At 65.7% G+C, this 11,228-nt stretch carries 6 protein-coding genes; 5 read left to right on the top strand and 1 reads right to left on the bottom strand.

Annotated features, from left to right (window positions below; translation table 11 throughout):
- Positions 1 to 1,009: hypothetical protein (locus tag HGB10_08645; GenBank protein NTU71868.1), on the top strand; the 1,009-nt coding region annotated here is incomplete at its 5' end.
- Between the two features lie 27 nt (positions 1,010 to 1,036).
- Here the strand turns inward: HGB10_08645 and HGB10_08640 are convergent.
- Positions 1,037 to 3,463, bottom strand: coding sequence for a hypothetical protein (locus HGB10_08640; GenBank protein ID NTU71867.1), 2,427 nt, complete (start codon positions 3,461 to 3,463; stop codon positions 1,037 to 1,039).
- A 95-nt stretch (positions 3,464 to 3,558) separates the two neighbouring features.
- Here HGB10_08640 and uvrA point away from each other — a divergent pair, with 95 nt between their 5' ends.
- Genes uvrA through uvrC form a run of 4 tightly spaced genes read left to right on the top strand, consistent with a single transcriptional unit; the run spans position 3,559 to position 11,138 of the window.
- The gene (gene uvrA / locus HGB10_08635; protein ID NTU71866.1) at positions 3,559 to 6,579 is read left to right on the top strand and encodes an excinuclease ABC subunit UvrA; all 3,021 of its coding nucleotides are present in this window, start codon (positions 3,559 to 3,561) and stop codon (positions 6,577 to 6,579) included.
- Positions 6,580 to 6,582: 3 nt separating this feature from the next.
- Entirely contained in the window at positions 6,583 to 8,403 is a 1,821-nt protein-coding gene (gene recQ, locus HGB10_08630) for a DNA helicase RecQ (GenBank protein ID NTU71865.1), read from the top strand.
- A 37-nt stretch (positions 8,404 to 8,440) separates the two neighbouring features.
- The gene (locus HGB10_08625; protein NTU71864.1) at positions 8,441 to 9,271 is read left to right on the top strand and encodes a CPBP family intramembrane metalloprotease; all 831 of its coding nucleotides are present in this window, start codon (positions 8,441 to 8,443) and stop codon (positions 9,269 to 9,271) included.
- Positions 9,243 to 11,138 carry an excinuclease ABC subunit UvrC gene (gene uvrC, locus HGB10_08620; GenBank protein ID NTU71863.1) on the top strand — a complete coding sequence of 632 codons (1,896 nt, stop codon included), beginning with the start codon at positions 9,243 to 9,245 and terminating at the stop codon, positions 11,136 to 11,138. The genes HGB10_08625 and uvrC overlap by 29 nt, the downstream gene beginning before the upstream one ends.
- The last annotated feature ends 90 nt before the right edge of the window (positions 11,139 to 11,228 follow it).

The following is an 11,228-nucleotide window of genomic DNA, read 5'->3' as shown; positions in this document are numbered from 1 at the left end:
CCGGCAGGTCTTGAGCGTCGAGGACGTCGGCGACTCCCTGGTTGCGACGACGCGTGATGCCGCTCTCACGGAGATACTGCAGAAGGGCTCAGTGGACATCCAAGTTGTTCCGATCAGCGCACAGGAGGTTCGCAACCAGTATCTGGCCAAGAAGCAGATCGAGCTCGCCCGTGCCGCCGGGCGGCCGGTCGAGATCCGCACTATCTTCCCGACGGAGCAAAATGGGGCGGCTCCGGCTGCCGCCGGCATCGTCACCAAGCACTTCGATGACGAGCGGCAACTCTGGGAGAACGAGGCCAAGACCGCATCTCTCGACTCGACCCTGTCTGTGACGGTCACGGTCATGGCGGACTTTGAGATGGACATCGACTGGTTCACCGTTCAATCGATGTATCTGGAGGTTCTTGCGATCGAGGGACTCGACGTCGAACTCGGCTTCAAGTGGGAAGACAAGCTCGACGACAAGGAGTTCTCGCTTGCCGAGATTCCGCTGGGTCAGTTCGGCTTCGGCATCGGGCCCATCGACCTCGGCGTGGGCATCCAGGCGAAGCCGGTGATCGGGTGGGAGAAGGTGACCGGCGAGTTCGACTCGCAGTTCCGCCTGCAACAGTCGTTCGTGGGTATCCTCGGGGTCAGCTACGTGAAGGGCTCCGGCACAACGGTGACGCACCAGACATCAACCGGTTTCGACACTCAGTTCGATGCACATGGGCTGGCCACGGCGAGACCGTACGCCGGAATCAAGGTCGAAGTGGTCATATGCGGGAGTGATGCGAACACCATCTACGTGATGCCCGATGCGTACCTCTGGGCGCAGGCTGAAGGCAGTTTCCACGCGTGGGACAACTTCGCGCACACCTCTGGTCAGCTCGACGCGAGTCTCGAGTTCGGTGTTGAGTGGCGAGTCGGATACGCGCTTGATCTGTTCGGCCTGTGGAGTGGGAGTGACTACTACTCCGGCAATATCTACGACAAGACGTGGACGTTTGGTACCGGATACGTCCACTGATCCAAGACGGTTGGCCTGCCCGCTCGGTCAGCGGGATGACTCGTACACGGACGAGATTCGCCGGTTGGCGCCCGTTGCGGCGCCAACCGCTGCATTCCCGTCCTTCGAAGGTCCGCGTCCCGCCGCCCCGGCGCACATCCCGCGAGCAGTGCGGGATGCAGAAGCTGCGCTCGCAACAGCTGCGGGCGCAGCGGACTGCGCTCGCAGCAGCTTCTCTCTCGCCCGGTAGCACGCGGTCTCTGCGGTCTCGCAGGCGCGCATCGCGCGGAGCCACTCGTCGCGCGAACGTAGGGCGCGACGCCGGGATGCGCCCGATCGACGAGCGGCGAGTCGGCCGAAGTGGTGCGCCGTAGCGTGTGCTCGTGATGCGGCGGTCCTCCACGACCTCGCCGCACTTCGGCTCGAGTCGGCGAGGGCGGTGGCATCAACTGACGCGAGAACGCGGCCGTCTCGCGGTCCGATCGTCACCACGTACGCGAGCCGCCCGGTATTGACCTTCGGTGACTGCGATCCCTTCGCCAGCCGATAGAGCCCGCCCAGGGGTGCGCGCGCCGTCGATGCGGTCGCGTTGACGACGGATACACCGCCCGAGAACTTCCGGCGCCAAACCTCTCGGCTGCCGCTCTGAAGTCGGATGTCATCGATCCACACCTTGCCAGGACTCTCACCCATCCCGATCTGGAGTCGCGCGGTCGGGTCGGTGCCGCCCGATGGAGCCACGAGTACGTACTGACGCCACTCGGTATCAAGTCGCACGGCGCCGAACTCCGCCCACGTATTCCAGGGCTCGTTGGCCTGTTGAATCCAGCCACTCACTGCGAGCGTCCGGTCGGCCCTGGCCCAGAACGACAGGGTGTACTCAGAGCCAGATCTCACCGCCGCCGAATGCGTTTCCGACACGTGCCAGTCAGTCCCGCTGGCCGACACGACACTGACGCGGAGCGATGCTGCCCCCGAGTGCTTCTCAGCAAAGTCGCGCACGGTGGTCGCCGATGACCCGGGCTCGACTTCAAGGTCCCACGAGCTCGCCTGCGGGGCGGTGTCGAAGTCGCCATGACCCGCAAGCAGGTCGATTGAGGTCGGAGCCGCAGCTACGCGCCGTGCAGGCCCCGTGGGCAATCCGAGGTAACCGCGACCGCGACCGCCGCCTGTGTACTCATCAAACCAGAGCAACCCGAGTGAGCCATGGCCATTTGTGTTGATCTCATAGCTGAAGAAGCCGTCGCCAAGGAGCGCCGTCGTCAGCCCGTAGCGCATCTTGCGGAGATTGGGCTTGAAGCCCGGTTCATCGGCGGGGTTCGCATAGGATCCGTCGCCTGTGGCGTCGGGACCGCCGTCATCCTCGTACGTCTCGATGGTGGTCAGGTTCGGCTGTCGAGCGCCCGACATCCACTCGAAGTACGATCCTTTGCCCGGCCAGGTACCCGTCGTAGCCGAACTCCAAGGGTACTGGGTCGGATCGGCGTTCGGGAAACCCTCGAAGTTCGTTCCGTTGAGCACATCGAGATGCGGGTACGCCCAGTTCCCCAGAATCGGCTTTGCAGGGATGAGGCCCCGAAGTCGCAGCTCGTAGCCGTGGAGACCTGAGTTCCACGCGTCGTCGAACTCGGAGTAGTCGCCTGGGAGAGTGTTGCTGCGGTCCGGATCTATCGAACGCGCAGTCGAGTTCCCGATGAGCCACGACTCGTTGCCGTCGCTCCGGTCGATGAGCAACCCGTCGAACTCGGTGCCGGCAACCAACGCCGCCCCGATCCGGGCGTTGTACTCGGCCCACGACTCGGGTCCGACACTCGTCTCGACGGTCGCTCTCGGGCACGCGGCCGTGAGGTCAAGCATGAGGCTTCCGGGCCAGAACGAGATGGTGGCCGCGATACGAGTGCCGGAAGCATGCGCCGATGCCGCCTTCGCCACGCCGCGCTTGACCGCCAGTGTCTTCGCCGCCGCGTTGATCGAGACGACTCTTGCTAGTTCCGGGCCGAGCACGATGATGTCGCCGGGAACGAACAGCGGCACGGACTCACCCCGATCATCGAACGCCGAGACTGCTGAGACCGCGAGCGTCGTGGAGCCGGGCGTCACGCTCGAGGTGAGCGTCGCGCCGACCTGCGTGAGCAACCACTCCGTAGGTATCGGACGGAGCTCGTCGTTCACTCCGGCGCTCGCCGGCTGGTCGGGGTCGTAGTCAATCTCGCACGCATTCGTCGAATTGAGGACTATCTCGTCGGGGTTCAGCGCCTTGATGCGAGGGATGACCGCAGGGTCGTCCCACGTACCGAGCGCGATCCAGTCGTAGCGGGCCAGTTCTGCGGGGGTCGCCGTCTCGGTGTCTGGCCACCACATCGCAAGACGTGGGAAGGGGAGAGTGAGTGGCTCGCCGTCGGCAAGCGTGGTGGCGCTCGCCGGCACGGCCCCGCCCAGCGCGAGCGCAGCGAGAATCGCCAGCGTCGCGCCCACAATGAATCGTCGCGGTTCGCATCGACCGTCCATGCGCGCATGGCGAATCCTGCCCATGCACCGAGTATCGTCTCGTCTCGGCGCTCGCTCAAGGCATGGCCCGATCTTGGGTGACCGTTGTCACTCCTTCGGCGCGTATACTAGTGGTTTGGCTGATTCACCCCCTCCATCCGTTAAGGAAAGGCGCACCTGTGTCCCTCGATCGCATCTCTGTGCGCGGTGCCCGCGAGCACAACCTCAAGAACGTCGACCTGGACATCCCGCGCGACAAGCTCGTCGTCATCACGGGATTGTCCGGCTCCGGCAAGAGCTCGCTCGCGTTCGACACCATCTACGCGGAAGGTCAGCGCCGCTACGTCGAGTCACTGTCGGCATACGCGCGGCAGTTCCTCGGGCAGATGAACAAGCCCGATGTCGACCACATCGAGGGTCTGTCGCCCGCCGTTTCGATCGACCAGAAGACGACGTCGAAGAATCCTCGGTCCACGGTCGGCACCGTCACCGAGATCTACGACTACCTGCGACTCCTCTACGCCCGCGTCGGCATCCCGCACTGCCCCATCTGCGGCCGCGAGATCAAGAAGCAGACACCCGATCAGATCGTCGACCGCATCCTCGAGATGGCCGAGAAGACGAAGTTTCAGGTGCTCGCGCCGGTGATCAAGGGTCGCAAGGGCGAGTACGGCAAGCTGTTCGAGGACCTCAAGCGCGAGGGCTTCACCCGCGTTCGGGTCGATGGCGAGGTGCGCGAGCTCTCCGAGGAGATCGTGCTCGACAAGAAGTACAAGCACGACATCGATGTTGTGGTCGACCGGCTGGTCATGAAGGACGGCATCCGCTCGCGTCTCGCCGACAGCGTCGAGGCGGCGCTGCGGCTCGCTGACGGTACCGTCACGGTCGCGGTCGTCGACGGCGACGAGCTGTCCTTCTCGCAGGCGCTCGCGTGCCCCGTGCACGGCGTCTCGATGGACGAGCTTGCCCCCCGTGACTTCTCGTTCAACGGACCGTACGGCGCGTGCCCGGACTGCGCAGGTCTCGGCTCACGGCTCGAGGCCGACCCGCGGCTCGTCATTCCCGATGAGTCGCTGTCCCTCGCGGGCGGTGCGATCGCACCGTTCACTCCCGGTATGAACTACTACCCGCAGCTCGTCGCTGCGGTAGCCAAGCATCTCGACGTGAGCGTCGACGTGCCGTGGCGTGATCTGCCCAAGTCCGCGCAGAAAGTGATCCTCGATGGTCTCGGCGACACGAGGATCCGCATCGACTACCTCACGCGCGACGGCCGCGAGACGCATTGGTACTCGCGCTACGAAGGCGCGCTGAAGAGCGTCATGCGACGCTGGACCGAGTCCGAGAGCGAGAACGTCAAGGACAAGCTCGAGGAGTACATGGCGGTCATCCCGTGCAAGACGTGCGGGGGAGCGCGCCTCAAGCCCGAGATACTTGCGGTCACCGTAGGCGGGAAGAACATCAACGAGGTCACGGTCTACTCGGCGAAGGACTCGCTCGCATTCTTCGAGCAGCTTGAGCTCTCCGAGCGCGACGAGACGATAGCCCGCCGGGTCATCAAGGAGATCCTCGAGCGGTTGCGCTTCCTGGTGGACGTTGGGCTCGACTACCTCACACTCGAGCGCGGCACCGCGTCGCTCTCCGGCGGCGAGGCCCAACGCATCCGGCTCGCCACACAGATCGGTGCCGGCCTCATGGGCGTGCTCTACATCCTCGACGAGCCGTCGATCGGCCTGCACCAGCGCGACAACGCACGTCTCATAGCCACGATGGAGCGACTGCGAGACCTCGGCAACACGGTCATCGTCGTCGAGCACGACGAGGAGACGATCCGCGCCGCGGACTTCGTTGTCGATATGGGACCGGGCGCTGGCGAGCACGGTGGCGCCATCGTGTGCCAGGGCACGCCCGCCGACATCCTTGCATGTCCGGAGTCGCTGACGGCGGCGTACCTTTCAGGGCGCCGAGAGATCCCGATCCCCACCGAGCGCCGTTCGCCCGGCCGAGAGGCCCTGAAGCTGCGTGGTGTCTCGGAACACAACCTCAAGGACGTCGACATCGACATCGAGCTCGGAACGCTCTCGGTCATCACGGGCGTGAGTGGCTCAGGCAAGTCATCGCTCATCACCGATACACTCGCTCCCGCGCTTGCGAACAAGCTGCAGCGCGCCCGGCGGCGCACCGGTGAGTACCGGTCGCTTTCCGGCCTGGAGCACATCGACAAGGTCATCGACATCGACCAGTCGCCGATCGGCCGCACGCCGCGAAGCAACCCTGCGACCTACACGGGTCTCTGGGACGACGTGCGCTCGCTCTTCTCCTCGACGCCGGACGCCAAGGCCCGCGGCTATTCGCCCGGCCGCTTCAGCTTCAACGTCGCGGGCGGGCGCTGCGAGGCGTGCAAGGGCGACGGGCAGATCAAGATCGAGATGCACTTCCTTCCGGACGTCTACGTTCCCTGCGAGGTCTGCAAGGGCGATCGCTACAACAGAGAGACCCTTCAGGTCACCTACAAGGGCAAGAACGTGAGCGACATCCTCGAGATGACGGTGGAAGAGGCGTTGTCGTTCTTCGAGAACATCCCGCCGATCCGTCGCAAGCTGCAGACGCTCTACGACGTGGGGCTCGGCTACGTGCACCTCGGTCAGCCGGCGACCACTCTGTCGGGCGGCGAGGCGCAACGCGTGAAGCTCGCGAGTGAGCTGCAGCGCCGCAGCACTGGCCGCACGTTCTACATCCTCGATGAGCCCACGACCGGTCTGCACTTCGACGACGTGCGGCAACTGCTCATCGTGCTGCAGCGTCTCGTGGACGGCGGCAACACGGTGCTGGTCATCGAGCACAACCTCGATATCATCAAGAGCGCCGATCGCGTCATCGACCTCGGTCCCGAGGGCGGCGACCGCGGTGGTGAGGTGGTCGTCTCCGGCACGCCGGAAGACGTCGCAGCGTGCAAGCGCAGCCACACGGGACGCTTCCTCGCACCGGTGCTCGCAGGACGCGGCGCCACGGTCGAGCCCGAACTCGGCGGCGGGCACGGTATGGCCGCCGAAGACAAGCCGGTCGCCAAGAAGCGCGCCACCCGAGCCAAGAAGAAGGCGGAGTAGCGGGTGGGACGACGCTCCTCCGCTCTCGAGTCGACCCTCAGCGAGGTCTTCGGGTACCCGGAGTTCCGTCCGCACCAGCTCGAGATCATCGAGCACGTGCTCACCGGCGCGGATGCGTTCGTCCTCATGCCCACGGGTGGCGGCAAGTCGCTGTGCTTTCAGATCCCGGCGCTGCATCGGCCGGGCGTCGCGATCGTGGTGTCGCCGCTCATCGCACTGATGAAGGATCAGGTCGACGCGTTGCGCGCCAACGGTGTTGCGGCGGCCTACCTCAACTCCTCGCTCTCGGCCGAGGACTCGCGGTCGGTACTCGACGCGCTTCGCGCAGGCGAGCTCGACCTGCTTTACGTCGCCCCTGAGCGACTCGTGCTTGACGGCTTCCTCGCCGAGTTGCACCGGGTCGACGTGGCGCTCTTCGCAATCGACGAAGCGCATTGCGTCAGCCAGTGGGGGCACGACTTCCGCCCCGAGTACGTGCAGCTCGGCTGTTTGCGAGCTGGCTTCCCCGACGTGCCGATCATCGCGCTCACGGCCACCGCCGACGAGCAGACTCGAACCGACGTTGTCCATCAACTCGGACTCGGAGCGGCGCGGATCTTCGTCACCGGGTTCGACAGGCCTAACATCCACTATTCAGCGGCGTACAAGTCGAAGCCGTTCGTGCAGCTCGAGCGCTTCCTCGAAAGCCATCGCGGTGCATCGGGCATCGTCTACGCGCTGTCCCGGCGGCGCGTCGACGAGGTCGCGGGCAAACTTCGCGACGCGGGCTTCTCGGCAGGTGCCTACCACGCGGGTATGGACGCGCAGGCGCGTACTCGCGTGCAGGAGGACTTCCTCGGCGACCGGCTCGACGTCGTCGTGGCCACCGTGGCGTTCGGGATGGGCATCGACAAGCCCGACGTACGCTTCGTCGCGCACTACGACATGCCGAAGTCCATCGAGGGCTACTACCAGGAGACCGGTCGAGCCGGCCGAGACGGTCTGCCCGCCGAGGCGTTCATGCTGTGGAGTATGCAAGACGTGGTCACGTCTCGCGGTTTCATCGACGCGATCGCCAACGACGAGCAACGCCGCATCGAGGCGCACAAACTCTCGGCGATGATCGCGTTCGCCGAGGCGCTGTCGTGTCGGCGCAAGGCGCTGCTCGGCTACTTCGGAGAGGATCTCGCCGAGGACTGCGGCAACTGCGACGTCTGCGACGACCCGCCGCAGACCTACGACGCGACCGTCGACGCGCAGAAGGCGCTCTCGGCGGTGTATCGCGTCAAGGAACGCTACGGGCTCGGCTACGTCGTTGACGTACTGCGAGGCTCGTCCTCCGAGCGCATCATCGCCAACGGCCACGACGGCTTGAGCGTGTGGGGTATCGGATCCGAATTCTCCAAGGACGAGTGGGGTGCGGTGTTTCGCCAGCTCATCCATCGCGGCTACCTGCGCGTGGACGTGGCGGAATACTCGACGCTCAAGCTCATGCCTGCCGCGCGCGCCGTACTCATCGGCGAGGAGCAGGTCATCCTCGCGAAACCGCCGGCTGCGCGGCCCAAGGCCGAGAAGGCCGCCAAGCTTCCCCGGGCCGCTGCGACGGTGCTCGACACTGACGAGCAGGTCGCGCTGTTCGAGCGACTCCGAGAGTTGCGACGCTCCATCGCCGCCGAGCAGAACGTGCCCGCCTACGTTGTGTTCGCTGATGCTGCGCTCGCCGACATGGCGCGACGCCGGCCGGTGAATCGCGAGGAGTTTCTCGCGGTCAGCGGGGTAGGGGCGGCGAAACTCGAGCGCTACGGCGACACGTTCCTCGCCGAGATCGTCTCGGCGGGCGGCTGAGGTTTCCACCGACGACGCGAAGTGCGATGCTCCGTTCATGGATAGTCGAAAGAAGAGCGGACTCGCATACCCCATAGCGTTCGCGGCCATCGTGCTGGCGATTGGTGCGACCGGTCGACTGGTAGTTGACGCGGGTCGCGCTCAGACGGCCGACGGCACGCTCGGCAAGCTCATGTGGGTGCTGGCGCCGTTCGTCCTTGGGATCGTTTTCAGGCGCCTGGACCCGCTCGTTCGCGGAGAGCATCTCTTCCGACTCTCGTGGGAGCGTGTCCGCGTCGCTGCGATCGGTGCAGGACTCACCGCGCTTGCGACAGCTGCCGCTGTCGGCGTCGGGCTTGCGCTTGGCGCCACGAGCTTCAGCGCGACAACGGGCGTCCCCGCAACACTGGTCGGCGCGGCCATCGGTGTGATGCTCTTCGCATTCTTCGAGGAGTCGGCGTGGCGCGGCTACCTACTGCCGGGTCTGCTCGGCCGAACCGGCTACTGGACGACGATCGCGATCACGTCGGTCGTGTGGTGGGCATGGCACCTGCCATATCTCGATCAGCTCAGCCAGGTCTACACCACCGAGTCGCCGCTCACCATCGCCCCACGGCTTCTTTTCGGTGTCGTGGCGATGCAGATTCTCTACACCGAGGTGTTTCTGCGCTGCCGGTCGGTATGGCCCGCGTTCGCGATTCACGCGACGTTCAACCTGGTTGCCAATCTCGCTTTCCTGATGGGGCTGCAGCTGCAGGGTTCGCTCGGATGGGCGCTGGCTCCGGCTGCGGACAGCCTGCTGCTGATCGTGGGTACGGCCGCTGTCGGCCTGCTGCTGTATCGGCGCCGCGCCGCGTCGGCTGCGCGAACCGCGACCGACGCCGGGTGACCTCGTGACGCGTCCCGATCCCACCATCGCCGAGCAGGTCGGCTCCGTTCCCGACGCCCCGGGCGTCTACCTGTGGAAGGACTCCGCTGGCGAGGTGCTCTACGTCGGCAAGGCGAAGTCGTTGCGCAAGCGGATGCGGCAGTACACCAGCGGGCAGGACGAGCGCGAGAAGATCCCCGTGATGATGGGGCAGGTGGCGAGCTTCGACTACGTGGTCACCGAGACCGAGGTCGAGTCGCTCGTGCTGGAGAAGAACCTCATCCGCCAGTTCAAGCCGCCGTACAACGTCGACTATCGCGACGACAAGAGCTATCCGTTCATCGCGCTGACCCTCGAGGACCCATTCCCGGCCATCAAGTTCACTCGCGAGAAGCGCCGACCGGGGACGCGCTACTTTGGGCCCTACACGGATGCACGTGCCGCACGCGAGACCATCGACACGGTGCGCCGCATCGTCCCGATCTGCCGTGCGACCTGCCCGGAGTGGAAGCGGGTGACCGCACACGACGGAGCGCCGACACAGCGACCGTGCTTCGACTTCCACGTGGGACTCGGGCCCGGTCCGTGCGCGGGCGCCATCTCGCGTGAGGAGTACGCCGAGAACGTCGCGCGAATCGCGAGCTTCCTCTCGGGCAAGCACGACGACCTCGAGGGGGAACTCGATCGGCGGATGCGCGAGGCCTCAGCCGATCTGGACTTCGAGTCAGCCGCGCGCTACCGCAACCGTCTGGAGGCGGTCAACGCGATCAGGGGGCGCCAGAAGGTCGTCAGCTCCCGTGCGCTCGAGTTCGACGTCGTCGGATTCTTCCGCGAGGAAACGGTCGCGGGCGTCCAGGTGTTCGTCGTGCGCGAAGGCCGGCTGCTCTACGGCAACGAATTCGTGCTCGACAAGGGGCTCGATGTGTCGTTGCCCGAGCTCGTTGACGGATTCCTCGTGCGCTACTACGCGGACGCATCCGAGGTGCCCCGCGAGATCATCTTGCCCGAGCTGCCTGATGAGGCCGAGACCATGGAGGAGTGGCTCTCGTCGCTTCGCCCGGAGCGCGCGGCGCGTGTACGGCTGACCGTTCCAGCGCGAGCCGAGCGGCGAGACCTTCTCTCCCTCGCCGAGAACAACGCCCGCCACACGCTCATGCGCTTCAAAGTCCGCACCCGCTACGACGAGGACCGGCTCAACAGCGCGCTTCTGCAACTCGAGAGCGCGCTGGCGTTGCCGGCTCCGCCGCTGCGCATAGAGTGCTACGACATCTCGACGTTGCACGGCACCCATTCGGTCGGTTCGATGGTGGTCTTCACGAACGGACGCCAGGATTCCAAGTCGTACCGGCGATTCAAGGTCCGACTCGACACCGGAGAAGCGAACGACTTCGCGATGATGGGGGAGGTGCTGCGCCGCCGGTTCGCGCCGGAGCGCATGGCTGACGGCCGGTTCGGAAAGCGGCCCGACCTCGTGATCGTGGACGGCGGCAAGCCGCAGCTCACCGCCGCGCGTGAGGTGCTCGCCGATCTCGGACTTTCCGATATCCCGGTTGCCGGTCTCGCCAAGCGCGAGGAGGAGCTGTTCGTGCCGTGGGCCGAGATGCCCGTCGTGCTCCCGGCAGGCGCGGCCTCGCTCTACCTCGTGAAGCGTGTCCGAGACGAGGCGCATCGATTCGCTATCGAGTACCACCGCGCGCTGCGGGGCAAGGCCATGACCGCGAGCGTGCTCGACGAGATCACCGGATTGGGTCCCAAGCGTAAGAAGGCGCTGCTCAAGCAGTTCGGCAGCGTGAAACGGCTACGCGAGGCGACGGTGGATGAGATCGCGGCCGTGCCCGGCATTCCTCGGGTGGTCGCCGAGGAGGTCGCTGCAGTCCTGCGCGGCTGAACCGTCGCAACTGCGTCGAGGGCGTCGCCGCGCCGGCCGTCTCGGCAGGTATACTGAGGCGCATCGCCGATGAGTCCGCTGGAGGGAGGC

Source organism: Coriobacteriia bacterium, assembly GCA_013334745.1.
Lineage (GTDB): Bacteria > Actinomycetota > Coriobacteriia > Anaerosomatales > JAAXUF01 > JAAXWY01.
This window is presented reverse-complemented; position numbering and strand designations above follow the sequence as displayed.